The organism is Streptosporangium sp. NBC_01755, assembly GCF_035917995.1.
GTDB lineage: Bacteria > Actinomycetota > Actinomycetes > Streptosporangiales > Streptosporangiaceae > Streptosporangium.
The window spans coordinates 1,409,040-1,429,975 of the sequence record NZ_CP109131.1; the positions used below are offsets into that span (position 1 = coordinate 1,409,040).

Annotated in this window: 26 protein-coding genes, 2 tRNA genes, 1 pseudogene and 1 riboswitch; of the genes and pseudogenes, 14 read left to right on the top strand and 15 right to left on the bottom strand. The window is 68.3% G+C overall.

Features of this window, described 5'->3' with window-relative positions; translation table 11 throughout:
* The 12 genes from OG884_RS06215 to OG884_RS06270 form a co-directional block, all read right to left on the bottom strand.
* Positions 1–924, bottom strand: a complete 924-nt coding sequence (locus OG884_RS06215) for a YqaJ viral recombinase family nuclease (RefSeq protein ID WP_326643045.1) — start codon at positions 922–924, stop codon at positions 1–3.
* Positions 921–1,073 (bottom strand): hypothetical protein, encoded by a 153-nt coding sequence (locus OG884_RS06220; protein ID WP_326643047.1) that lies wholly within the window; start codon positions 1,071–1,073, stop codon positions 921–923. The genes OG884_RS06215 and OG884_RS06220 overlap by 4 nt, the downstream gene beginning before the upstream one ends.
* Complete coding sequence (locus tag OG884_RS06225) at positions 1,070–1,486, bottom strand: MerR family transcriptional regulator (RefSeq protein WP_326643049.1); 417 nt, start codon at positions 1,484–1,486, stop codon at positions 1,070–1,072. The genes OG884_RS06220 and OG884_RS06225 overlap by 4 nt, the downstream gene beginning before the upstream one ends.
* A complete protein-coding gene (locus OG884_RS06230) occupies positions 1,486–2,127 on the bottom strand; it encodes a hypothetical protein (RefSeq protein WP_326643051.1) in 642 nt (213 codons plus the stop codon). The genes OG884_RS06225 and OG884_RS06230 overlap by 1 nt, the downstream gene beginning before the upstream one ends.
* On the bottom strand, positions 2,120–2,542 hold the full coding sequence (locus OG884_RS06235) for a hypothetical protein (RefSeq protein ID WP_326643053.1): 423 nt from the start codon (positions 2,540–2,542) through the stop codon (positions 2,120–2,122). The genes OG884_RS06230 and OG884_RS06235 overlap by 8 nt, the downstream gene beginning before the upstream one ends.
* Complete coding sequence (locus OG884_RS06240) at positions 2,539–2,793, bottom strand: hypothetical protein (RefSeq protein WP_326643055.1); 255 nt, start codon at positions 2,791–2,793, stop codon at positions 2,539–2,541. The genes OG884_RS06235 and OG884_RS06240 overlap by 4 nt, the downstream gene beginning before the upstream one ends.
* Positions 2,790–3,104: a hypothetical protein gene (locus tag OG884_RS06245; protein ID WP_326643057.1), complete on the bottom strand. Its 315-nt coding sequence runs from the start codon at positions 3,102–3,104 to the stop codon at positions 2,790–2,792. Before OG884_RS06245 ends, OG884_RS06240 begins: the two co-directional genes overlap by 4 nt.
* The gene (locus OG884_RS06250; RefSeq protein ID WP_326643059.1) at positions 3,097–3,438 is read right to left on the bottom strand and encodes a hypothetical protein; all 342 of its coding nucleotides are present in this window, start codon (positions 3,436–3,438) and stop codon (positions 3,097–3,099) included. Before OG884_RS06250 ends, OG884_RS06245 begins: the two co-directional genes overlap by 8 nt.
* Entirely contained in the window at positions 3,435–3,836 is a 402-nt protein-coding gene (locus OG884_RS06255; RefSeq protein ID WP_326643061.1) for a hypothetical protein, read from the bottom strand. The genes OG884_RS06250 and OG884_RS06255 overlap by 4 nt, the downstream gene beginning before the upstream one ends.
* Complete coding sequence (locus OG884_RS06260; protein ID WP_326643063.1) at positions 3,833–4,306, bottom strand: hypothetical protein; 474 nt, start codon at positions 4,304–4,306, stop codon at positions 3,833–3,835. Before OG884_RS06260 ends, OG884_RS06255 begins: the two co-directional genes overlap by 4 nt.
* A 79-nt stretch (positions 4,307–4,385) precedes the next feature.
* The gene (locus OG884_RS06265; RefSeq protein ID WP_326643065.1) at positions 4,386–4,721 is read right to left on the bottom strand and encodes a hypothetical protein; all 336 of its coding nucleotides are present in this window, start codon (positions 4,719–4,721) and stop codon (positions 4,386–4,388) included.
* Positions 4,721–4,954, bottom strand: coding sequence for a helix-turn-helix domain-containing protein (locus OG884_RS06270; RefSeq protein WP_326643067.1), 234 nt, complete (start codon positions 4,952–4,954; stop codon positions 4,721–4,723). The genes OG884_RS06265 and OG884_RS06270 overlap by 1 nt, the downstream gene beginning before the upstream one ends.
* Before the next feature lie 185 nt (positions 4,955–5,139).
* On the opposite strand from OG884_RS06270, the gene OG884_RS06275 reads away from it, so the two are divergent.
* From OG884_RS06275 to OG884_RS06290, 4 genes are all read left to right on the top strand, one after another.
* Positions 5,140–5,646, top strand: coding sequence for a helix-turn-helix domain-containing protein (locus OG884_RS06275; RefSeq protein ID WP_326643069.1), 507 nt, complete (start codon positions 5,140–5,142; stop codon positions 5,644–5,646).
* A gap of 264 nt (positions 5,647–5,910) precedes the next feature.
* Positions 5,911–6,198 carry a hypothetical protein gene (locus tag OG884_RS06280; protein WP_326643071.1) on the top strand — a complete coding sequence of 96 codons (288 nt, stop codon included), beginning with the start codon at positions 5,911–5,913 and terminating at the stop codon, positions 6,196–6,198.
* Positions 6,195–6,929 (top strand): hypothetical protein, encoded by a 735-nt coding sequence (locus tag OG884_RS06285; protein WP_326643073.1) that lies wholly within the window; start codon positions 6,195–6,197, stop codon positions 6,927–6,929. The genes OG884_RS06280 and OG884_RS06285 overlap by 4 nt, the downstream gene beginning before the upstream one ends.
* 70 nt (positions 6,930–6,999) lie before the next feature.
* Positions 7,000–8,619: a hypothetical protein gene (locus OG884_RS06290; protein WP_326643075.1), complete on the top strand. Its 1,620-nt coding sequence runs from the start codon at positions 7,000–7,002 to the stop codon at positions 8,617–8,619.
* Positions 8,620–8,626: 7 nt separating this feature from the next.
* Here the strand turns inward: OG884_RS06290 and OG884_RS06295 are convergent.
* A tRNA-Pro gene (locus tag OG884_RS06295) sits at positions 8,627–8,700 on the bottom strand.
* Positions 8,701–8,789: 89 nt separating this feature from the next.
* On the opposite strand from OG884_RS06295, the gene OG884_RS06300 reads away from it, so the two are divergent.
* From OG884_RS06300 to OG884_RS06320, 5 genes are all read left to right on the top strand, one after another.
* Positions 8,790–8,860: transfer RNA gene (locus OG884_RS06300), tRNA-Gly, on the top strand.
* 88 nt (positions 8,861–8,948) lie between these two features.
* Positions 8,949–9,092, top strand: a complete 144-nt coding sequence (locus OG884_RS06305) for a hypothetical protein (RefSeq protein ID WP_326643077.1) — start codon at positions 8,949–8,951, stop codon at positions 9,090–9,092.
* A gap of 41 nt (positions 9,093–9,133) precedes the next feature.
* Positions 9,134–10,492 (top strand): TrpB-like pyridoxal phosphate-dependent enzyme, encoded by a 1,359-nt coding sequence (locus tag OG884_RS06310; protein ID WP_326643079.1) that lies wholly within the window; start codon positions 9,134–9,136, stop codon positions 10,490–10,492.
* 197 nt (positions 10,493–10,689) lie between these two features.
* Positions 10,690–12,276 (top strand): phytoene desaturase family protein, encoded by a 1,587-nt coding sequence (locus tag OG884_RS06315; RefSeq protein ID WP_326643081.1) that lies wholly within the window; start codon positions 10,690–10,692, stop codon positions 12,274–12,276.
* Between the two features lie 44 nt (positions 12,277–12,320).
* Entirely contained in the window at positions 12,321–13,994 is a 1,674-nt protein-coding gene (locus OG884_RS06320; RefSeq protein ID WP_326643083.1) for an ATP-binding SpoIIE family protein phosphatase, read from the top strand.
* Positions 13,995–14,216: 222 nt separating this feature from the next.
* Here OG884_RS06320 and OG884_RS06325 read toward each other — a convergent pair whose 3' ends face one another.
* Positions 14,217–15,761 carry a choice-of-anchor I family protein gene (locus OG884_RS06325; RefSeq protein WP_326643085.1) on the bottom strand — a complete coding sequence of 515 codons (1,545 nt, stop codon included), beginning with the start codon at positions 15,759–15,761 and terminating at the stop codon, positions 14,217–14,219.
* 187 nt (positions 15,762–15,948) lie between these two features.
* Between OG884_RS06325 and OG884_RS06330 the strand changes: the two genes are divergently transcribed.
* The 5 genes and pseudogenes from OG884_RS06330 to OG884_RS06350 all read left to right on the top strand — a co-directional run bounded on the left by OG884_RS06330 (position 15,949) and on the right by OG884_RS06350 (position 20,239).
* Positions 15,949–16,533, top strand: a complete 585-nt coding sequence (locus OG884_RS06330) for a TIGR03086 family metal-binding protein (protein ID WP_326643086.1) — start codon at positions 15,949–15,951, stop codon at positions 16,531–16,533.
* 594 nt (positions 16,534–17,127) lie between these two features.
* The gene (locus OG884_RS06335) at positions 17,128–17,724 is read left to right on the top strand and encodes an HD domain-containing protein (RefSeq protein ID WP_326643088.1); all 597 of its coding nucleotides are present in this window, start codon (positions 17,128–17,130) and stop codon (positions 17,722–17,724) included.
* A 76-nt stretch (positions 17,725–17,800) separates the two neighbouring features.
* On the top strand, positions 17,801–18,601 hold the full coding sequence (locus OG884_RS06340; protein WP_326643090.1) for a DeoR/GlpR family DNA-binding transcription regulator: 801 nt from the start codon (positions 17,801–17,803) through the stop codon (positions 18,599–18,601).
* A 58-nt stretch (positions 18,602–18,659) separates the two neighbouring features.
* Positions 18,660–19,052, top strand: a pseudogene (locus tag OG884_RS06345) (galactose-1-phosphate uridylyltransferase); the annotation flags it as partial.
* Positions 19,053–19,124: 72 nt separating this feature from the next.
* Positions 19,125–19,261, top strand: a riboswitch (cyclic di-AMP (ydaO/yuaA leader).
* Positions 19,262–19,264: 3 nt separating this feature from the next.
* A complete protein-coding gene (locus OG884_RS06350; RefSeq protein WP_326643092.1) occupies positions 19,265–20,239 on the top strand; it encodes a coiled-coil domain-containing protein in 975 nt (324 codons plus the stop codon).
* 160 nt (positions 20,240–20,399) lie between these two features.
* Here OG884_RS06350 and OG884_RS06355 read toward each other — a convergent pair whose 3' ends face one another.
* The gene (locus OG884_RS06355; RefSeq protein ID WP_326643094.1) at positions 20,400–20,762 is read right to left on the bottom strand and encodes a nuclear transport factor 2 family protein; all 363 of its coding nucleotides are present in this window, start codon (positions 20,760–20,762) and stop codon (positions 20,400–20,402) included.
* Positions 20,763–20,936: the final 174 nt, after the last annotated feature.

The window sequence follows — 20,936 nt, forward strand, 5'->3', positions numbered from 1 at the left end:
TCAGATGTCCTTCTTCGATCGGGGAGGGTTGAGCTTGTCGACGGTGCACGCCTCGCGGTGATGGGCGGGCATCTCGTAGATCGAGCGGGTACACACCCGGCGGCCGTCGGGGTCGAGCACGATGCGGGCGCTGCCCGCCAGCTCGCGCACCTTGTTCTCCGCGGCGTCCTTGCGTTGCTTCGCCTCGCGGAAAGCCGCATAGGCGTCCCGGTACTCATCGCCCACGCTCTGCGGGACGACGGCCTTCACGCCTTCCTCGACGTGCGAGTTGAGGTGCTTGAGCGCATCCCGGGCGGCCTGGCTGCCGTCGACCGGCGGCGGCACACCCTTGGTGAGTCGGTCCATGAAGTCCAGGGCGGCCAGCCGCATCACTTCCACGTCGGTCTCGTCGTAGTCGATGACGTAGTGGCGGGTCTGCTTGGACTGCAAGAACAGGCACGACAGGTAGGTGCGGCGCACCCCGAGGGTGTCCATCTGCCACAGCGCCTGAGCCCGGTAATACACCGGAACCTCGTCCGTGCCGGACAGGCCCCACCCGTCGTAGCTACTGGACGTCTTGCCCTCCCACGCCGCCACCGGGTCCAGGCCGGCGCCGAACCGGCGCACCAACCGGTCAGGGGTCGCCATCTGCCACGGACGCTCAGCCGAGGCGTACAAGCCGCCCAAGCCGAGCGCGAAATCCGGGTGATCCTCGGCGAACTTGTCCGCCACCCACGACTCCAGGTGTCGGCCAAGCGACATCGAGTCGTTGTCCTCGATCGGCGGAAGCTCGCCGAGTTTCCGCCAGAACAGGGAGAACTCCGACTCGAACGGCGACAAACCGAGGATGACCGCGATCTCCGAAGCGGTGATGCCCAGCATGCGGGCCTCGTGCCACTTCTCGGAGCGGTCCGCGCTGGCCGGCAGAACGAGTCGGCTTCTCACGTGCGCTTCTCCTGCTCGTACTCGAATTCGTCTTGCGGTGTCATCTCGTCCTCGGCGGGGTTCCATGGGTCACGAGGGACAGGCGCGGGGTACGGCTCTTCGTTCAGCCGGGCGAGGTAGGCGCTCATCGCGTCTTCGTCGTGATTCATGCCGCCCCCTGGTGGAGGCGGCGAACGAGCCGGTTACGGCCGGTCGCGATGACCTTGGCGTGGCCGTGGGCTGCGACGTCCTGCCAGCGGACGTGCATCCTGTTGCGCCCGCTCGGGGTGACGTCGAGCACCCGGACGGGGCCGCCGTCGCGCCACTCCGGGCAGGACACGATGTCGCCTGCGTGGAGGCGGCAGGTGAGGGTCGTCTCCCGCAGGAACGTCTCGACGTCGTCGCGGGTGAAGCGGCGATGCCCTCCGCCGGTCAGTGTCGACGCCGTGATCAGTCCGAGGGTCTGCCAGCGGGCAACCCGGCGCGGGGTGACCCTCAGCAGGGCGGCGACCCCGCCGGAGCGCAGATGCGTCACACCCTGCGGCCAGGAGACCGTGGCGGGAAGGACAGCGGGGGCGCCCACTACTGCTCACCGCCCTGCGGAGCGGCGGCCCTCGCCTGGTCGTACTGGGAGATGCCCCACACGATCCCGTGGAGAGCCCACAAGAACCACCAGTGGTAGTCCTTGAACTCCCACTCCCCGGTGTCCTGGAAGCGGAAAGGCTCCTCGGTATCGTCGCCAAGCCAGAACTCGAAGGCGTCCACAGCGGCGCGCGCGTCGTGCTCGTACTCGGTGTTGTAACTGGCGAAGAAGTCGTTGACCGTCTCGTCCCACGCCTTGGTGACCCCAGGCCAGTCGGCCTCAGCCTCCTTGAGCTCCTCGGCGACCTGCTGGTCGAACAGCTCCTTCGAGTACTTCATGACGCTGTCGCGGTCGCTGGTGAGCTTCTCAGCCCAGTAGACCGCGTCGATGTGGAGCGACCCGTCCGACCAGAGGCCGGAGCGGAAGAACTCGAACATGTCGTCGGTACGGCTGAACACGAAGCTTTCGCCGTCACCCCGGAAGATCAGGGCGTGCGGAACGGTGATCAAGTCGAACCAGTAACGACCATGCTTCGGGCTCTTGAACCGCAGGTGCCGGTACAGGCCGTCGTCGTGCTTGATCTCCATGACGTGGGTGGCGGTCTCGCGCTTGAAACGCTCCGCGATCTCCGTCTCAGACATGCGCGGGCTCCTCGGTCTGCTCAGGAAGGGAAAAGGCGCCCTCGACGCGGACGCCTGTAGCGGTCCACCGGGGTTTGCCGTAGTAGGTGAGCGCCTCGTACTGCACGTAGACCACCGGGTGGGTCTTCAGCTCGCGGGCGGCGGCGTGCCAGGCGTCCCGGTCCAGGCGGTGACGCCCGTTCCGGACCCCGGCGAGGGACCCGTACCAGCCGACGTTCCACCCCCACCCGATCGCGGAGTTGTCGCCGGGAACCACCACGTAGTACGGGGCGTCGGGAAAGCCGGGCGTGTACTCGCGGGTCCCGTCCGGGTGGTGCACGCGGGCCAGCGACCCCGGCGGCAGATGGATCACAGCCACCTCAACCGCCGACGGGCGGGCCTCCACGACGAGGCTGGACACGGTCAGGGCGCTCACGCGACCACCCGCGCCTCAGCCTCATCGAGCAGCTTGCGCCCCTCGTTCCACGCGGCGCGGGCATCGGCGTCCCACATCTCGTTGGCGGCGGTGATCACCGCCTGCTCCGAGGTCAGCTCAGGCTGCCGGCGAGCGAGCACAGCGGCGGCCATGATGACGCGGTCATGCGGCACGTCACCTAGGTAGACGAGCACCTGAGCGACCGCAGCCAAGACACGGTCAGCGGGTTGCGGGGCGGCTTCGGTCCTCATGCCTGCTCCTCGTTGGTCTGCTCGGCGCGGTATTCGGCCTCGGTGGCGTCGCGCACGGTCGGGATGGCCGGTAGCGGGAGGGTGCGGACCCGCCGCAGCCAGGAGCAGATCGTGGCGACGACGGACGGCTGTCCTCCGGCGAGCCAGCGCAGGATCTCGCGGTCGTAAGCGCCGAACTCCATCTCCATGCCGTCCAGCTCGCGCAGCAGGGCGGTGCGGCACGCGGCGGTCAGGGACTCGCCGGGGGCGGTGCGGATCGCGTCCCACGGCTCGGCCTCGATCGGGCCGGTGGGGATGTTGATCTCAGCCACGGGTCACCGCCGGGACCTGCTCGGCGTTGGTGACGCGCATCTGCGCGACCATCTCCGTGCGGGCGAACACGCTGCTCCAGCGGTCCAGCGCCTTGGGGTCCTCACCCAGCGCGCTACGGTGTGCGGTCAGCGCGTCCAGGGCGTCGCATGCCAGGTGGTAGGCGGCGGACCGGTCGCCGGGCAGCACCCGGTCAGCGGCCTCGATGACCACGCGGGTGACGTCCACCGACGTCACCCGGGGCGCCGGGTACGTCTTCTCCAGCAGGTCGGCGGCGGCGGCCAGGACCTGGCGGGCGGCCAGCATCGTGACGGCCTCCAGGGCGGGAGCGCTCACGACTGGCCCCCGTCCTGGGACTCGGCCAGCAGCGCCGTCAGCGGGGCGATGGCCACCTCGGGCCGCACATCGTTGCCGTCGACCACGCCCCACAGCTCCGTGATGGGCAGGTCGCCGTCGTCGGTCGCCGGGTACCAGAGCCACTGGTCCGGCTCGCTGCCGAGCGACGCCGCTCCCAGGCGCTCGGCGACCGCGACCGCGCGGCCCTCGTAGGACACCGGCAGGATCGGCTGCCAGCTGGTGACGTCGCCGTACACGGGCGTCCCGCCCGGCGTCGTCCGGATCTGCTCGCGGTGGCCCACCAGGACGACCCACGCCAGCGGCAGGGTCGTGCCCTCGGGCACGAGCAGGTCGAGCATGAGGCGCGGCAGGCGCACCGTGATCGGGGAGTCGCTCATCCCGTCACCCCGTGCCGCTCAGCGAGCGTGGCCCGCAGCTGCGAGAGCGCATCCCGGCCCGCCTTCGTCTGATACGCCCCGTCCGGGCCGGGGACCTGCCCGGAGTCGATCAGCGCGTCCAGCTCCGCCTCCGACGGCGGGGTCTGCCCGAACTCCAGGTCCGCGATCGCGGTGTCCGACGCCTCGAAGTGGTTCCTCGCCGAGGCGCAGACGAGAGCCGTGTCGTGGACGACGTCCCTCGCCTCCTCGGCGCGCGGCCCGTCCTCGGCGAGGTCGAACGACACCATCAGCGCGGTGTCGAACACGTGCTGCATGGTCTCCCGCAGGTGGTCGAGCACGATGCGCCGCTCCGCGGGCTCGATCTTCAGCGTCGTGAGCCGCTTCGCGATCGCGGCCAGCTCCGCCGCCGTCATCACGGCGACCGACGGGGACTCCGTCGTAGGTGGCGGGGTGGGTGGGATGATGGTCATCGAGACCCTTGTCCTTTCACAGGAGGGATGGGGATCAGCGAGGCCCTGTCCGGTCGCAACGGCTGGGCCTCGCGGCATGTCAAGAGCCGGTGCGGCGGAGCCGATGCAGTGGGAGGCCGCGGTCGCGCAGCGGCGCATTACCAGCCGGAATCGGCAGCGGAGCCCGGGGCGCTCGGGCGCGGCGTTGCGGCGCCGGAGCCGTCGGCGCGGGGGCGGCGGGCTGCGCGGGTTCGGGCCGGCGCTCGTGCATCTGGAGGATCTCGGCGACGTGCTGCTCGGTGAACGCGTACTGGCCGCCGATCAGCAGGTGAGGGATTTTCCTGGTCCGGCACTGCGCTTCGATCCAGCTCACCTTGCAGTTCTCGCCGAGGAGCTCGGCGAGTTGGTGCTTGTTGATGAGGATCGGCTCGGCCATCAGGCGCTCTTGCGGACGCGCTGAACGGTTGAGGCATTGATCGCGTCGAGGTTCGCCCTGCTGAAAAAGTAGCGGCGACCAATCTTGTGATGGTCAATCTCCCGCTTGCGGGCCTTGTCGAGCAGCCAGAAATGGGAGAAGAGGACGAGCTCCGCGGCCTCCTTGGGCGTGTAGAGCAGCTCTTTGGGGGGGGACTCTGTAGAGGTCTCTGAGTTGTGAGGTGCTTCGTGCATGGTCAGGAAGTTACTACTTTTGAGTAGTTAGCGCAATGCAAAACTAGTTCCAACTTCACTTGACTGCGTTCCGCAACGTAGAACTACGAAGAACTCGTCAAAACCACGATGGGCGTCTACAGTCGGATCGACAGAGCGACAGGGAGACCGAGCGATCTCCCCGCCGACAGGAGATCCGGCCCACCATGGACGAGAAACCCCGCACGCCCGAGGATCGGGCGCGCCTCGCCCGCGAGGTCAAGCGCCGCCGCCAGCAATTGGGGTTGACCCAAACTCAACTGGTCGCGGTCGGCGGCCCCTCGGTCAGCCTCATCAGCAAGATCGAAAGCCGAAAGCCTGGACCCTACGACGGCATGAGCATCCTGCGCCTGGAGCGGGCGCTCCAATGGCAGGAGGGCAGCATTGACGCCGTCCTGGACGGCGGCAGCCCAACTTCAGTCAATGCATCGTCCGTAATTACGCCAGAAACGGCGACCACTAAGGCCGTAATTCCCCAGCCAGCCGTAACCGCAATCTCGGCCCCCAAATCTCCGAGCGAATCAGCGATGGAGGATACACTTTTAAGTCACCTAGAGGCCATGGCACGCCAGCAAGCCGAACTCATGGAAGAGATCAAAGGGCTGCGTAAACAGGTCGAGGATCTTCAAAGGATACGCGACCAGCAGGATCCCGGCAATCGTGCGTCCGCCTGAGGTATCCACGGCAACCGCATTTTGGGTATGTAAGGGTGCACTAAGCGGACAACAGTAACGGGACGGTCACAAACGCTTAGGCAGGTGGTGAAAATTTGAACTATCCCGTTTTATAGGGAGACCAAAATCCCTTGTGGCGAGGGTATGAACTTGCGCTTTCTGCGCATCGGCAGGAGGTGGAGCGTGCCATTCCCCGGCCCAGGCCCAGACCTAGACCTCACCCGACTCATAGACCGTGCCCTGACCGCAGCGGCTAACAGCACCATGGCCGACATCCACGCCGCCGCCGCGGCGATGGAACAGCGAGGCCGAGCGCTCCTCGCAGTGCGCTCAGCCCTGCGCCACGAACTCGACTGCTTAACCCCGCCGCCACCAGAACTCATAGCCGCGCTCCGCCGCCCCCGCGGAGCCCCCTGCCTTGTCCGTCTCGCCATCTACGGGCGGCGAGCACGGGTAGTCGTGCACCCGATCGGCGGCTCCTCTCCCATTCGCGAGGCGGCGGTGTGGCAGTCGATCACCATGTATTTCCGTGACCGGGGCATGGCCGCGTGAGCGCCGATGTACACGGGGTCGAGCGAGCCTCTCTCGAGCCCGAGATCGGCGTCATCGAGATTGACCCCGCCACCGGCGAAATCCCCGTCGTGGTCATCAACAGCGAGCAGTCCCACCGCAAGGCTATGCAGGCGATCAAGGCATGGCGAGAGCGCTTAGTCCTGCCCACACCTTTCCTGACGATCCTTGACCTGGCCAAGGAATACCCCTTCGGCGCAGCCGTCAGCGCTGGCACCGCAGCGGTTGTCGCCGCCGCCTCAGTCTCAGTTGCGGCGAATCTACTCCCGGGCCGCCCACCACCAGCAGTGACCATCAACGAGCGCGTGGAGACGATCCAGACGAGCAGCGTCGTCACACCGTTCACCACCGCCGGCAAGCCTTCTGCGTCGGCCGCGCCGACGAGGCGCCGCCCTGCTGTCTTGCTACCTACTCCCCGGCCGGCCGCCAGCTCGTCGATGACTCCGAGTCCGTCGATGCCCCCCAGTCCTACGCTGATCTCAACGCCCAAGCCCGAGCCGTCGTCTCAGTCGAGCCGCCCGCAGGCCGCCGCGCCTCCCTCCGGCAAGGAACGACCCAACCCGGTGGAGAACGGGGAGCCGCCTTCCGCTGAGCCGTCTCCCCAGAAACCGACGCTGCTGCCGCCGATCGATATCGACGTTCCCCTCGTCGATGAGGACCCGCTCGTGGACGCCGTATGTGGACTGCTGCCGATCGGGCACCCGATCGGCTGATCAACATTTTCATACCAGGAGGAACTAACCCCATGTCCCTCACCACCTGGCCCCCCTCGCGGGGTGCCTGATGGGCTACGCCGAAGAGCGCAGCGGCTCCTGGCGGGCCCGCTGGAAGCTCCCCTCAGGGAAGCTGGACGGCATGTCCGGGTTCCCTACGAAGAAGGCCGCCCGCGAATACGCCAACGACCAGGAAGCGAAGATCCGCGCGGGCACCTACGTCGACCCGCGCGCCGGCCAGATCCTCATCAACACGTGGATCAACACCTGGTTCCGGTCCCTGGACCTGGAAGAGAGCACGCGGGAGAACTACCGGTTCCTGCTGGAGACGTGCGTGAGACCGTTCTTCGCCGAGCGGACGCTCGCTTCCCTCACCACAGAGGAGATCAACGAGTGGGAGCGAGATCTCGTCAAGGTGTACAGCTATTCCAAGGCCACCGCGAAGGCTGCCCGGTCTCGGCTGAGGACGGCGCTCGCCGCTGCGGTGCCGTCCCGGATCCCGACCAACCCGGCGGCCTTGCCGCGGGCGTCGGGTAAGCGGGCGGATCGGCGAGTGCAGCGGGTGCTACAGAAGCGGCGCGCGTACGCGACGCCGTTGGAGATCGTGCTCATCGCCGAGCGGCTTGGCGTCCTGGCCGGGCCGGGGGTGTTCGTACAGACGGTGTTCGCCGGATTCACCGGCGCCCGCTGGTCGGAGATCCTCGGGCTTCCCCCTGACTGTGTGCACGGCGACACGATCGACCTGGACTGGAAGCTGTACGAGCTCAACGGCCACTTCTACCGCGGTCGCCCCAAGGACGGGTCGATCAGGACGGTGGACGTCCCCCCGTTCTTGCAGTCGCTCCTCAGGCTGCACCTGGACGATGAGCAGAGGATCATCAAGTGCACCTGTCCGGCCGAAGCACCAGAGCCGTACTGCTCGGGCGGGTCGTACGTGTTCCTCGGCCCCGACGGCGGGCACCCGCGGCGCAGCACGTTTTCCCGGCGGTTTCTACGTCCGGCGGCGGATGGCCTTTACCCGGCCCAGAGCGGGCGGGAGGCGGCGCCAGTGGTGGCGAGTCTCGCGGTCGGCTGGCCGGGGATCCCTCTGCCTCGCAGCGGATCGTTCCGAGGCTGGCAGCCAGGGCGAATCCGGGCGGCCGGGGTGAACTCGCGGTCGACGCGGGCCGCGCTCGTCGAGCATGGTGTCGCCCAGGGCGTGGCTGCTGAGGAGTTGGCGGGGCTGACGCGGGAGCAGTTGCTGGATCGGTTCGTGCGCGGCGCCTATGTGCCGGAGGATGCGGCGACGGCGTGCTGGTTGCCGATCATGAAGGGGTTGACCATGCACGGGTTCCGGCATGGCCACGAAACGATGATGGCCGAAGACCGGATCGCGGAAGCTCTGCGGGACGAGCGGATGGGGCACATCGGCGACGGGACCATGCGTGCTCATTACACGCATGTGACCGACACGATGCGGGGCGAGCTCGTGGAGGCGTTGCAGCGGCGGTGGGAGACGGCGCTCATGGAGCGGGTCGAGTTGGAGCGGCACTGGGGCGGGACGCCAGCGGGGTCGGCGCTGCCGTTGCTGGAGGGGTTGCTGCAGCCGTTCCGGGATGACGCGGTTTCCAAGATCGGCTCCCATTTTGCTCCCAGAATCGGACAGCGGCGGGAGCGGAAGAGGCCGATCCCCGTGAGGATCGGCCTCTGACCAGCGGTCGGGGTGACAGGATTTGAACCTGCGGCCCCCTGCTCCCAAAGCAGGTGCGCTACCAAACTGCGCCACACCCCGGTAGGTCGAGTGCGCGCACGCTCCGGAACTCCGGTACGCTTACGCCCTGACGAACGGATGAAGTCTAGACCAGACTGAAGCCGCTTCGCGCGGACGTAGCTCAATGGTAGAGCCCCAGTCTTCCAAACTGGCTACGCGGGTTCGATTCCCGTCGTCCGCTCCGAATGGCGAAGGGCCAGCTCAAACCCCTTGTGGGTGAGCTGGCCCTGCTGCTTTTCCGGACCTTTCCCGGCCTTCAGAGTCGTTACATGAATGATGGATTCTCCGCGTGGCGGGCGTGTTCAGGCGAGCGGATTCTCTCTCCGGGCATCGATCCGGCCGTCGTGGCCTCGGTGACGGCGGGTGTCGCGAGGAACCGGGACGTCGCACGCGAGCTGAACTACGGTGGGTGATGAGAGCGGCACTGAGTGGATCCGACATGTGGAGGCGCCCGATGACCGAGGCCACCCGAATCCTGCTCGACGAGTCCCGTATCCCCCGCAACTGGTACAACATCGTGGCCGACCTCCCGGTCCCGCCACCACCGATCCTGCATCCGGCCACCTCACGGCCTGTCGGGCCCGACGATCTCACGTCGCTGTTCCCGGTGGAGCTGATCGATCAGGAGGCGAGCGCCGAACGGTTCATCCCGATCCCCGCGAGCGTCCGCGACGTCTACCGGCTCTGGCGGCCCACACCGCTGATCCGGGCTCGCAGGCTCGAACGCGCCCTCGGCACCCCCGCGAGGATCTACTACAAGTACGAGGGCGGTTCACCCTCCGGCTCGCACAAGCCGAACACCGCCGTCCCGCAGGCCTATTACAACGCGCGCCAGGGGGTCGGGAAACTGGTCACGGAGACCGGGGCCGGCCAGTGGGGCTCGGCGCTGGCGTTCGCCTGCGCGCAGTACGGCCTGGAGTGCGAGGTATGGATGGTCCGTGTCTCCTACGAGGGGAAACCCGGCCGCAGGAGCCTGATGCGGGCCTACGGCGCGACCGTGCACCCGAGCCCGTCCCCGGTGACCGCGTACGGCGCCGAGACGCTGGCCCACGACCCCGACTCGCCGGGCAGCCTTGGCATCGCGATCAGCGAGGCCGTGGAGGCCGCGGGGGCCCAACCGGACACCCGGTACGCGCTGGGCAGCCTGCTGAACCACGTGCTGCTGCACCAGACGGTGATCGGCGAGGAGGCGATCGAGCAGATGGCCGCGTTCGGTGAGGCACCGGACGTGGTCGTGGGATGCACCGGAGGTGGCTCCAACTTCTCCGGGCTGGCCTTCCCGTTCCTGCGGGAGAAGCTGGCCGGGCGGATGGCCCCGGTGATCCGCGCGGTCGAGCCGGAGGCCTGCCCGTCACTCACCAGGGGCGTCTACGCCTACGACTTCGGCGACGCCGCGGGGCTGACCCCACTGCTGAAGATGCACACTCTGGGCCACGGCTTCGTCCCCGATCCCATCCACGCGGGCGGGCTGCGTTACCACGGCATGTCCCCGCTGCTGTCACACCTGTACGAGCTGGGGATGTTCGAGGCGGTGGCCATGGGCCAGAACGACTGCTTCGAGGCGGGGCTGTGCTTCGCCAGGTCCGAGGGGGTCGTCCCCGCCCCCGAGGCCGCCCATGCGCTGGCCGAGGTCGTCGCCGAGGCGCTGCGCTGCAGGGAGACGGGTGAGGAGAAGGTCCTGCTGACCGCGCTGTGCGGGCATGGACACTTCGACCTGGACGGCTACGACCGCTATCTGTCGGGGCGGCTGGAGGACCTCTCGCTGTCGCAGGATCGGATCGACACGGCCCTGGCCGGGTTGCCCTCCCTGTAACCCGGCACGCACCGGGAGCTCACCATCCGGTCTCCGGGGAGTTCCCGGTGCGGCCACTATGGCTATTTCATCGACTAAGCACCCCTAAGGCCTAGTCCATGTGGAAATATCAACGAATCTCTGTTAAACACGAGGTTCGTATATAGATCATTCTTTACAATCCTCCATACCAGCAGTCAGAGCGCCCTGGAGGGAACGTGTCGGAGTTCGACGGCGTCATCGTGGGCGGAGGCCACAACGGCCTCACCTGTGCCGCCTACCTCGCGAAGGCGGGGTTGTCGGTTGCGGTCGTCGAGCGGAACGACGTCGCCGGCGGTGGTTGCAGCACCCAGGAGCTCACGCTTCCGGGGTTCCGGCACAATACCCACAGCAGCTACCACTTCCTGGAGGAGGGACCGGTCCCCGCCGATCTGGAGCTCCAGCGATACGGTCTGAGTTACGTCTATCCCGAGACCCAGCACGCCACGATCTTCCGGGACGGCCGGGCGATCACGGTCTACACCGACCCCAAACGCACCGCCGAGTCCTTCGCCCGGTTCTCCAAGGCCGACGCCAAGCGCTGGCTGGAACTGTACGAGCGCTACGCCGAGGCGGCCAGGGACCTGATGAACGGGTTCCTGTACTCCGGCCCGCTACCGCCACCGGTGCTCGCCGAGCGGCTCAAGGGCGATCTGGGCCGCGACCTGATGAGCTATATGCCGCTCTCGCTGTACGAGGCCGTCGACAGGAACTTCGAGAGCGACCAGGTCAGGGTCCTGTTCAAGTCCTTCCTGCACGCCATCTCCATCGAGGACGTGCCCGGCACCGGCGGATTCTTCCCCCGGCTGCTGTCGCGCATCGCCCGGCTCGGCGTACCCGTGGGCGGTGCGGGGAACGTCGCGAGCGCGCTGCGCGCCGTCATCGAGGAGCACGGCGGCACCGTGGTGACCGGCGCCCATGTCGAGCGGATCCTCGTCGGCGACGGGCGGGCCACCGGGGTGGAGCTGGCGAGCGGCGACGTCCTCACCGCCCGCCGGTTCGTGGCCAGTGCGGTGGACGCCCCTCAGACCGTTCGGCTGGCGGGCCCGGAGAACTTCGGCCCGGAGATCGCGGCCAAGATCGAGGAGTACAAGTGGGCCGGGCACAGCCTCGTCACCCTCCACCTGGCGCTCGACGAGGCACCGCACTACCGGGCCACCGAGTTCGAGCCCGACGTGGACCGGGCCTTCCTCGTCGTGCTCGGCGCCGACGACAGCGAGCAGCTCGGCCGCACCTTCGACCAGATCCACCAGGGGCAGCTGCCCGACCGGCTGGCCGGCAACGGCGCGTGTCCCTCACTGTTCGACCCCTCATACGCGCCGAGCGGCAAACATGTGGCCTTCTGGTGGCCATGGGCCCCGTACGACCTCGGCGGCGACGCGGCGAACTGGGATCTGCGGCGCGAGGAGGTCGGTGAGCGGCTGCTCGCCGAGTGGGCCGAGTACGCCCCCAACCTCGCGGGGGGCGCCGTCCTCGGCAGGCGGGTCTTCTCACCGCTCGACATCGAGCGGCACTGCGTCAACATGGTGCGCGGCAGCCATCATGTGGGGGCCTACGAGCCGTCCCAACTGGGCGGCAACCGGCCGATCCCCGAGATGGGCCGGTACCGCACCCCCATCGACGGCCTCTATCTCTGTGGCGCCAGCAGCCACCCCGGCGGCTCGGTCTCCGCGGCCCCCGGATACAACGGCGCCAATGCCATCGCAGAAGACCTCGAACTGGCAACCTGGTGGACGCCGGTTCCCACACCCCGGTGGAGCGAGTGAAGTCCCGTTTCGTCACCAAAGATCCAGCGACGCCAGGGTTCCGGATGGGCAGTCCCGCATCCATGCACGAGCAGCTGTCCCTGCTCAACGCCGCCAGCAAACGCATCGGCAGCACACTGGACATGTTCGAGACCGGCAGGGAGCTGATGGACGTCGCCGTGCCGCGCTTCGCGGACGCGGCCGGCATCCTGGTACAGGAGCGGTTGGTGACCGAGGGGGAGTTCCCCCAGCAGACCACCGACGGCTCGGCGCTGGTGCGGCGGATCGCGGTCGGCGTGGCCGATCCCTCCCCCGGCGTGTACGCCAGCGCGTTCCCCGTGGACGAGGTGGCCGTCTACGAGTCATGGACCCCCTACGCCCGGTGCATGGCCACCGGCAACCCGATCCTCTACCCCCGCCTGGGGCGCCGGACGGCCGAGGAGATCGGGCGCTTCTGGAAGCGCGACTCGGTGTCGAAGGTGCTGGAGGACAGCTCGTTCCTGGTGGTGCCGCTGAAGGCGCGCGGCCGGGTACTCGGCTTCGTCATCTTCACCCGCAGACCCACCAGCCAGCCCTTCGACGAACAGGACGTCAACCTGGCCGAGGAGCTGGCGGCCAGAACCGGGGTCTGCCTCGACAACTCCAGGCTCTACAACCGTGAGCGCCGTACCGCGCTGACCCTGCAGAGCAGCCTGCTGCCCGTCGACCTCTCCCAGCCGCTGGGCCTGACGATAGCCTCCCGCTACCTGCCCGCCAGCGATCTGGTCGGGGTGGGCGGCGACTGGTACGACGTGATCCCGCTGCCCGGCTGCCGGGTCGCCCTCGTCGTCGGCGACGTGATGGGGCACGGCGTCAGGGCCGCCGCCACCATGGGCCAGCTCCGCACGGCCGCCCGCACGCTGGCCAGCCTGGACCTGAGCCCTGCCGACGTGCTGTTCCGGCTCAACCTGATGAGCCAGGACCTGGACGCCAGCCAGATCGCCACGTGCGTGTACGCCACCTACGACCCGGTCACGCGGCGGTGCGCGATAGCCTGCGCGGGCCACGTTCCGCCGATTCTGGTGCGGCCGGGCGGCGAGACCGAACTGCTGGAGTTACCACCGGGACTGCCCCTGGGCATCGGCAACGAGCCTGCCGAGATGCGGGAGTTCACGCTCCCCGACGGCACCGTGCTCGCCTTCTACACCGACGGCCTGGTGGAGAGCCGTGACCGGGACATCGATGAGGGCATCAGCGCGCTGCGCGGCCTGCTTTCCGGCCATGACCAGGACCTGGAGGAGGTCTGCGATCTCACGATCGGCGCCCAGCGTCCGGGACACGAGCGCGACGACATCGCCCTGCTGCTGGCCAGGGTGTCCGAGCTGACGAAGAAGGAGTTCGTCGAGACGTCGCTGCCGACCGACCGCCGCTCCGCCGCACAGGCCCGCCGCTTCGTCCGGGCCACACTCGGAGGCTGGGGACTCGACGCCCTGTGCGACAACACCGAGCTGATGGTCAGCGAGCTGGTCGCCAACGCGGTCGAGCACGGCCAGGGTGAGGTCGAGCTACGCCTGCTTCGTGGGCCCACGCTGGTCTGCGAGGTGTCCGACAGCTCCGCGTCCGAGCCGATGATGCGGGAGGCGTCCACCACCAGCGACACCGGTCGCGGCCTGCAGCTCATCAACTGGCTCGCCCACCGCTGGGGTTCCCGCCTCACCCCGAAGGGCAAGATCGTCTGGATCGAGCAGCGGCTGCGTTGATATCCTCTCCCCCCTGGAGGGCCGAGTCTCCCGCCTGCCGCGTACGCGGCTTCGGGTGGGTCGCCGCTTCGCCGCGCGGTGCCGGGATCACTCCCGGTCCTGCCCGCGCCCCACGGCCGTTCGGTCAGACCGGCAACGTCACCGGCCCGTTCCCGTGCCGGTGACGTGCTCGGCGTGGGAACGGGCCGGTTGGTGTGCGGCGTGTCCTTCCGGCCGCGCGGCTCAGCGAACCTCGTAGATCGCGGTGGTACCGCTGACCTCGTTGCCCACCACCAGGAGCGCGTGGCGGGTCGGGCTGTCGGAGGCGGAGATGAACAGCACACCTTCGGGGCCTACGTCCCCGGCGGTGCCGTCCGCGACCGATCCGGCGAAGTCGCGGGTGTTGACGTACCCGGCCAGGCGCGGCGCCCGCGGGTTGTCGACGTCATAGACGACGATCCCGCCGACCCGCTCCAGCCCGGCGAAGGCGTAGGTGCGGTCGCGCACCTCACCGACCGTGACCCCCTCGGGCTCGGGGCCCTTGTTGTCGCTGCGGCTGTCAAAGGAGTCGTTCGCCTCGTTGTCGGCGTTGAAGGCGGCGGGCAGCTCCTTGGCGACGAGCTGCTCCAACTGGTCGCCCGAGTCCCAGACGAGCTCTCCCGAGGCGGACCTGATCGAGATCGAGCGGGCACCGAACGCGTGCGGCTCGGTGTAGGCGCCGCTCGCGTCCCTGGGCGAGTCGACGGCCACGTTCAGCCGGCCGAGCTCGCCGTCCTTCTTGAGGTTCTCCGCGTCGGGCATCGCGAGGTTCAGGGACTTCACCCTGACCTCGTCGGCGTGGCAGCCCCAGTCACGCCCGTCGCCCTCGTTCGCGGTGACCAGGTAGGTGCGCCCGCGGTCGCGGAAGTGCACGATCCCGTCGGGCTGGTAGAGGCCCTTCACCGGCCTGGGCCTGATGTCGATCTTCCCGTCCCTGTCCGAGGCGTCGAAGCCGCTCTTCGACCAGTCCTTCAGTCCCAGCGGGACGACGTCGCGGACCGTCACCCGCTTCAGGTCAACGATCGCGAGCGCGTTGTTCTCCTGGAGGGTCACGTACGCGGTGTCGCCGTCGACCGTGACGTACTCGGGTTCCAGGTCCTGGGCGGCGGTGGCCCCGGGACCGGTGATCCGCACCCCCTTGGCCCGTAGCCGCTCGGCATCGAACTTCTGGAACCCCGCGGTCCGCACCGTCCAGCGCTTCAGATCGACGACGCTCACCGAGCCCTCGGGGTCGGCCTTCTCCCCCTCGCAGTAGGAGGACGGCTCCCCTTCGTTGGCCACGACCACCCGGTGCCCGTCCGGGGTGAAGGTCACCATGTCGGGCAGCGCGCCGACGGTCACCTGCCTGAGCTTCTTCCCGCTCCGAGCATCGAAGAAGGCGACGGTGCCCGGGTCGGTCTTGACAGCGGCCTGCTGGGCGACGGCGACCAGGCCGTCGCGTACCGCGACGCTGTTGGCCCCGGGGGTGGCCAGGGTGGCGACCGTGCGCGGCTTGCGCGGGTCACGGATGTCGAGCACGTCAACGGTTCCGGCCTGCGCGTTCACGACGAACACCCGACGGGTCTTGGCGTCGTACGCGGTGATCTCCGAGGCGCCGGCGGCGACGGTGCCGGTGGTGTGGCGGCCGAGGAAGGTCAGTTCGATGCCCCGGGGGCCGGATTCGGCGGCGGCCGGGGTTGCGGCCGCGGGCAGAAGGATCAGGCCGGTGGCCGCGGCGACGGCCGCTCGGCTGAAGGTCGTGGTGCGCATGGGACAAATCCTCACGAGATACCATGAACCCCCTCTGGCGCTGAGATGACCGAAAGGTGAAGCCATCCGGTCGGATGCGCCCCGGACGGGCCGGTCCCGCCCATCGACGCGATGACTACTGGCGGTCCAGGGGTTACGGTCAAGATGAGAGCCGGGAGACAACCCAGGAGGGCATCGGGAGGGCATCATGACCATCGACATACCCGAGGCTTACCGTCGCGCGCTGGACGATTTCGGCGCTCTCGTCCACCGGATCGGCCCCGACCAGTGGGAGAACCCGACACCGTGTGTCGACTGGGACGTGCGTGCCCTCGTCAACCACGTGGTCGGCGAGAACCTGTGGGCACCCGAACTACTGGCCGGGCGGACAACCGCGGAGATCGGCGACGCCTTCGAGGGCGACCTGCTCGGCGACGACCCCATCAAGGCGTTCGACACCTCGGCCGTGCCCGCCCTCCAGGCGGCGGCCGGTCACCGGGTCCTCGACCGCATCGTCCACCTGCCCTTCGGCGACGTGCCCGGCAGGGAGTACATCACCGAACTGTTCGCCGACGCCCTCATCCACACATGGGACCTGGCCCGTGCCATCGGTGCCGACGAGCGGCTCGACCCGGAGTTGGTCACGGCCTGCGCCACCTGGTTCGCCGACGCGGGACCCGGCTACCGGCAGGCGTCGGCCACCGGAGAGCACCAGGTCGGAGAGCACCGGAAGGTGCCCTCCGACACCGACGCGCAGACCCGGCTGCTGGCCTCCTGGGGCCGCCGCGCCTGACCGTCCGTCCCCGTCCGCTCCCATCCGCGAGACCGGGATGGTCTCGTGCCCGGACCGAACGGCCGGCTGTACTGCCCTGAGAGATCAGGTACGCGGCTAGCCTCGTTTTCCGCACGTGCCGCGTCGTCGCAGGTCAGCAGCTATATATGATCCAGTGCAGCGGGTAATCACCCCAGGTCAATCGGGGTCACGTGCGGAATACAGGGCTAGCGAGCGGTCGGCCGCTTGCCGTGGTTGGCCTTGTGCTTCTTGCGGGCCTTGCCCTTACGCGATCTTCTGGCCATGCCGGCCACCCCTTCCTTCAGGTTCTTCCAGGTCCCGCAAGTGCCGGCCTCCGTGATTCCTGATCCGCGCGAGACGCGATGCCACCGATTCAGACCTTCACGTTCCTCCCACGACGCCCGGCGCACAAGGCCCGAACCACGATCCGCCCTGCTCCGGTGAGTGCGTTTCCCCAACCTTGACGATCCGCGCCTCCTGCGGGCGTGTCCGCCTTGAACCTGACGGGCGGAGTCGTGGGTCCTCCCTTTCGGCCAGGTTCCAGGCTCGTCGGCCAGGTTCCAGGCTCGTCGGCCAGGTTCTAGGCTCGCCCCCATGAGCGAGAAGCTGATGGCCCGCTGGCGGTCCCTGACCGGCCCCGAGGCCGAGCCCCTCGGCCGCGAACTGATCACTCGTTACGACGAGCCGCACCGCAGATATCACACCACCACCCATCTGGAGGCCGTGCTCGCCCACATCGACATCCTGGCCTCCCACGCCGAGCACCCGGACCTCGTACGGCTGGCGGCCTGGTTCCACGACGCCGTCTACGACCCGCGGCGTGGCGACAACGAGGAGCGGAGCGCCATCCTGGCCGAGCGCGCGCTGCCGGAGACGGGGCTGTCCCCTGAGGCGGTGGCCACGGTCACCCGGCTGGTCAGGCTGACCGTCACACATGCCCCCGCACCGGGCGACTCGGACGGGGCCGTGCTGTCCGACGCGGACCTGGCGATCCTGGGCGCGTCACCGGAGGCCTACGCCGCCTACGCGGCCGCCGTGCGTGAGGAGTACGCCTTCGTGCCTGACGACGCTTTCAGGTCCGGCAGGGCCGCGGTGCTGCGCTCGCTGCTCGACCTTCCGGTGATCTTCCACATCGCCGATCTGGAGGAGACGGCGAGAGCGAACATCATGGCGGAGCTTGAGCGGCTGTGAGCAGGCGACCACCACAATTCAACAGTACTCGCCGTGGTATTTTGGTGGAATCTGGTGAATTAAAGGGAGTGAGTCAATGCTCGCCCAGCAGCGGCAGCAGGCGATCCTGGAGAGGGTGCGGAGCAGGGGCGGAGTCAGGGTCGCCGATCTCGTCCGAGAGCTCGGGGTGTCCGACATGACGATCCGGCGCGACCTTGAGGTGCTCTCCGAGCGCGGACTGGTGGAGAAGGTCCACGGTGGCGCCACCGCCGCCGGACCCGGCTCGACCGAGGAACCGGGCTTCGCCGCCAAGTCTGCGCGCCGGCAGGCGGAGAAGGAGATGATCGCCCAGCAGGCCGCCCGGCTCGTTCGGCCCGCCACCGCCATCGCGCTCTCCGCGGGCACCACGACCTGGACGCTCGCCCACCACGTGGTCGACGTGCCCGAGCTGACCGTGATCACCAACTCGGTCCGAATCTCCGACGTCTTCCACCGCTCCCCCAAGGCCGACCGCACGGTCGTGCTCACCGGCGGGGTCCGCACCCCCTCCGACGCGCTGGTCGGCCCGGTCGCCGTCTCGGCGATCCGAGGACTCCATGTCGACACCCTCTTCCTCGGCGTGCACGGGATGAGCGCCCGCGCCGGGTTCACCACACCCAACCTGCTGGAGGCCGAGACCAACCGCGAGCTGATCGCCTCCGCGCACCGCCTGGTGGTGCTCGCCGACCACACCAAGTGGGGCACGGTCGGCATCAGCACGATCGCCGAGCTGGCCCAGGCCCACATCGTGATCACCGATTCCAGCCTGACCGAGGAGGCCCGCGAGGAACTCGCCGCCTCGGTGGGGGAGCTGATCATCACAGAGCCGCAGCTGGAGAGCGAGAACATCGGCCGATGAAGCGTACGATCACCCACCTGGCCGACGGCCGGGAGCTGTTCTACTTCGACCTCCGCGACGACGCCTGGCCTCGAACGAGCACTGGACGGCGTTCGTCCCGGCCGCGGCGCGCTGGCCGGTGGAGGTTCATCTCTACCCCCACCGGCAGGTCCCCGACCTGGTCGGGCTGGAGCCCGTGGAGCGCGCGGCGTTCGGACCGCTCTACACCGACGTGCTCCGCCGCCTCGACGGGCTGTTCGGCGTGCCCATGCCCTACATCGCGGCCTGGCACCAGGCGCCGGTCAACACCGGTCGTGACCTGTCGTACGCGCACATGGAGCTGTTCAGCATCCGTCGCGCGCCGGACAAGCTGAAATATCTCGCCGGCTCCGAGTCGGCCATGGGCGCCTTCGTGAACGACGTGCTGCCCGAGGAGGCAGCACACCTTCTGCGCTCTGCTGTCACGAATTAATCACTAATTGGTCTCGTCTTGAGGTCGCGCGACCTTGTGTTTACCACTACTATCCTTCCCACATCGGCTGCAACAGCCGATATGCCTAATCCCAGGCGCATCGCCCGGGAGCCGGGGAACCACCGCACCTGGGGTGAAACCACTTCGGTGGAAGGGCGTCCTCCAGCCCGAACCCGTCAGCTAACCCGGTAGGCGGAAGGAGAGGAGAGTTCGTGGCGGCTCCGTCCCCCACGTTCCGTCGGCATGCGACTCTGGTCCTCTGCCTGAGCCTGATCGCCGCGTTCACCCTCGGTGCCCCCACCGCGGGAAGCGCGGAGCCCAAGCCGACCGAGGCCAAGCTCCGTGCCGAGCTGGCCAAGATCAACAAGAAGGTGGACGGACTGATCGAGGCCTACGCGGCCAAGCGCGAGTCCCTCAAGAAAGCGCAGAAGGCCGAGACCGTCGCCAAGCAGAACCTGGCCAGGGCCTCCGATCTCTACGCCGAGGCGGAAAAGCAGGTCGACTCCATAGTTCAGCTCCGCTACCAGAGCAGCACCGGGGGCCTGCCCGCGCTGCTGTTCTCCGACGACATGGGCGGAACCGCGGTGATGGAGCAGCTCACCGCCCAGCAGAGCGCGCACCTGCAGGGCTTCGCCGAGAGCCTCGAACGCAGGAAGAGGGCAACCGAGACGACAGCCAGACTCACCGACGAAATCGGTGAGGAGGCCAGGGAGATGCAGACCCAGCGCGACGAGCTCGAAGATCTGATCAAGGACATCAAGAACAGGCTCGACCGGCTCGCCCCCGTCGGCTCCGGGCGCCGCTCCGACGGCAGCTGGGCCCCGCAACTCCCCACCGGCGCCGACAACATCACCGACCGGACCCGGATCATGCGTGAGGCCCTCAAGAGGCGTTTCAACCTCCCGTACGCCGTCGGTTGCTACCGGTCCGCGAACGACGGCGGCGAGCACCCCCTCGGCCGCGCCTGCGACTTCATGATGAGCGCCGGCGGCACGATGCCCACAGCCGCCAACATCCGGCTCGGCGACGAGATCTCCGCCTGGGCCATCAAGAACAAGTCCAAGCTCGGGGTGAAGTACGTGATCTGGCGCCAGCGCATCAACCACGGCTCCGGCTGGAGGGTCATGTCCAACCGCGGCGGCGTCACCGCCAACCACTACGACCACCCGCACATCTCGATGTACTAATGCCACGACGCGCTGACCTGCGATTTCTCGGGCACCTCCCCCTCCGCACCTCAGGGGCCAAAGGCTGACGAGACACGACCAGGCCGGGTGCTCCCACGCGAGGGAGCACCCGGGGCCGACAGACCTCGCCCTGCCTCCCGCGTGGCGCGAGGGAGCATACCTAGACCATGTAGACGGGTGCGAGGTCGACGAATATGCGGTAGTCCGAGATCAGACCGTCATCGCGGGTGCGCCAGATCGATACGGCTACGACGCTGACATCCTTGCCGTCGAGCCGCCGGTAGGTCACCTCGGTCTCGGCGATGATGTCGGCGTCCACCTGCCAGTTTCTGACGATCCGGTGCCGCAGGCCGCCGATGGTGGAGAAGAACACCCGCAACCCGGCGGCGATGGCCTCGCGTCCCGTCGTCGGCTCGGCATTGCCGAACACCAACGTGGCGTCCTCGGCCAGCAACCGCACGAACTCGTCGGGGTCGAACGAGTCGACGGACTGGAAAACACGTCGCACCACATCGTCGGCCATGCCGATCCTTCCTCGCACAATCGGGATCACTGTTGGGGACGATACGGGGCGAAGGACGACGCGCAACTATCGCAAAGGTGGGAAAGATCTTCCGGACACGGGCCGGGAAGGAAACCACTTCGGGCGCGGCCTCTCCCGCCCCTTTGTTTGACATCCCGCGTCGAGCATGACGGA

Coding starts and splice junctions, on each gene's coding strand:
- OG884_RS06220 (WP_326643047.1), bottom strand. CDS start 1,073: ATGAATCACGACGAAGACGCGATGAGCGCCTACCTCGCCCGGCTGAAC.
- OG884_RS06230 (WP_326643051.1), bottom strand. CDS start 2,127: ATGTCTGAGACGGAGATCGCGGAGCGTTTCAAGCGCGAGACCGCCACC.
- OG884_RS06240 (WP_326643055.1), bottom strand. CDS start 2,793: ATGAGGACCGAAGCCGCCCCGCAACCCGCTGACCGTGTCTTGGCTGCG.
- OG884_RS06255 (WP_326643061.1), bottom strand. CDS start 3,836: ATGAGCGACTCCCCGATCACGGTGCGCCTGCCGCGCCTCATGCTCGAC.
- OG884_RS06260 (WP_326643063.1), bottom strand. CDS start 4,306: ATGACCATCATCCCACCCACCCCGCCACCTACGACGGAGTCCCCGTCG.
- OG884_RS06265 (WP_326643065.1), bottom strand. CDS start 4,721: ATGGCCGAGCCGATCCTCATCAACAAGCACCAACTCGCCGAGCTCCTC.
- OG884_RS06270 (WP_326643067.1), bottom strand. CDS start 4,954: ATGCACGAAGCACCTCACAACTCAGAGACCTCTACAGAGTCCCCCCCC.
- OG884_RS06275 (WP_326643069.1), top strand. CDS start 5,140: ATGGACGAGAAACCCCGCACGCCCGAGGATCGGGCGCGCCTCGCCCGC.
- OG884_RS06280 (WP_326643071.1), top strand. CDS start 5,911: ATGGCCGACATCCACGCCGCCGCCGCGGCGATGGAACAGCGAGGCCGA.
- OG884_RS06290 (WP_326643075.1), top strand. CDS start 7,000: ATGGGCTACGCCGAAGAGCGCAGCGGCTCCTGGCGGGCCCGCTGGAAG.
- OG884_RS06305 (WP_326643077.1), top strand. CDS start 8,949: ATGAATGATGGATTCTCCGCGTGGCGGGCGTGTTCAGGCGAGCGGATT.
- OG884_RS06310 (WP_326643079.1), top strand. CDS start 9,134: ATGACCGAGGCCACCCGAATCCTGCTCGACGAGTCCCGTATCCCCCGC.
- OG884_RS06320 (WP_326643083.1), top strand. CDS start 12,321: ATGGGCAGTCCCGCATCCATGCACGAGCAGCTGTCCCTGCTCAACGCC.
- OG884_RS06325 (WP_326643085.1), bottom strand. CDS start 15,761: ATGCGCACCACGACCTTCAGCCGAGCGGCCGTCGCCGCGGCCACCGGC.
- OG884_RS06330 (WP_326643086.1), top strand. CDS start 15,949: ATGACCATCGACATACCCGAGGCTTACCGTCGCGCGCTGGACGATTTC.
- OG884_RS06335 (WP_326643088.1), top strand. CDS start 17,128: ATGAGCGAGAAGCTGATGGCCCGCTGGCGGTCCCTGACCGGCCCCGAG.
- OG884_RS06340 (WP_326643090.1), top strand. CDS start 17,801: ATGCTCGCCCAGCAGCGGCAGCAGGCGATCCTGGAGAGGGTGCGGAGC.
- OG884_RS06355 (WP_326643094.1), bottom strand. CDS start 20,762: ATGGCCGACGATGTGGTGCGACGTGTTTTCCAGTCCGTCGACTCGTTC.